This is a genomic window from Streptomyces prasinopilosus (assembly GCF_001419695.1).
Lineage (GTDB): Bacteria > Actinomycetota > Actinomycetes > Streptomycetales > Streptomycetaceae > Streptomyces > Streptomyces prasinopilosus.
Genome location: NZ_LIRG01000532.1, coordinates 1 through 1172, shown reverse-complemented (window position 1 = coordinate 1172; position 1172 = coordinate 1). Strand labels below are relative to the sequence as shown.

The 1172-nt window shown below is 75.5% G+C and carries 1 protein-coding gene; it reads right to left on the bottom strand.

What is annotated here, in order from left to right:
- Positions 1–143: 143 nt before the first annotated feature.
- A complete protein-coding gene (locus AOK18_RS21270; RefSeq protein ID WP_055695391.1) occupies positions 144–998 on the bottom strand; it encodes a TIGR03619 family F420-dependent LLM class oxidoreductase in 855 nt (284 codons plus the stop codon).
- Positions 999–1172 lie beyond the last annotated feature (174 nt).

The following is a 1172-nucleotide window of genomic DNA, read 5'->3' as shown; positions in this document are numbered from 1 at the left end:
TGCCCGACGACGGCGCCCGGCCCCGGCACCGGGCGCCGTCGTCGGGCACCGTCGTCAGGCACCGGTCCGGGTGCCGTCATCGGCCGCCGGTACCGGGCGCCGCCGGCGGCCGCCGGACGCGTACCGGCCGCCGTCGGCCGCCGTCAGCGGGCGTCGACGAACGGCTGGTACGCGTCCAGCGCCCGCAGCACCTCCGTCTCCCCCTCGGGCGGCAGCTGCACCACGACCTCCTCGATCCCCAGCCCGGCGTAGTGGGCGAGCTTGTCCGGGGTGGGCCGGACCGCGTACGGCACGACCTGGAGGTCCCCGGGGTCGCGGCCGGCGTCGGCCCAGGCGGTGCGCAGCGCGGGCAGGGACTCGGACAGGCCGCGTCCGCCGATCGGCAGCCAGCCGTCGGCGTACGCGCAGATGTGCGCGAACAGCTTCGGCCCGGCCGCCCCGCCGACCAGGGTGCGCGGTCCGACGGCCGGACCGCGCGGCTTCCGGACCGGCTTGGGGTACGCGAAGCTGGCCCGGACACTGGCGAACTCGCCCTCGTACGCGGTCGGTTCCTCCGACCAGAGGGCCTGCATCAGCCCCATCCGGTCGCGGACCAGCTCGCGTCGCGTCCGCCACCGCACTCCGTGGTCGGCGGCCTCCTCCACGTTCCAGCCGAAGCCGACGCCGAGGGTGAACCGGCCGCCGGAGAGGTGGTCGAGGGTCGCGACCTGCTTGGCCAGGCCGATCGGGTCGTGCTGCGCGGCGAGCGTGATGCCGGTGCCGAGGCCGAGCCGCCCGGTGACGGCCGCGGCCTGGCCGAGCGCGACGAACGGGTCCAGGGTGCGGGTGTACTCCCGGGGCAGCTCGCCGCCCGCCGGATACGGGGTGGTCCGCTCGACGGGGATGTGCGTGTGCTCGGGCAGGTACAGCCCGGCGTACCCGCGCTGCTCCAGCTCGGGGGCGAGCCGGGTGGGGGTGATCGTCTCGTCGGTGAGGAAGATCGTGACGGCGATGCGCATGAGCGGCCTTTCGTACGCGGACGACGGGGTCATCAATACCCGGGACCGGCCCGTCTGTCCATACCGACCGGTCGGAACGACCCGCGTGACGGGAAAGCGCGGGAAGGCACGGGAAACGCGGGAACGCGCGGGAGGACCGGAAGAGGCGGAAGGAGCGGAACCGCCGGAGGGGGC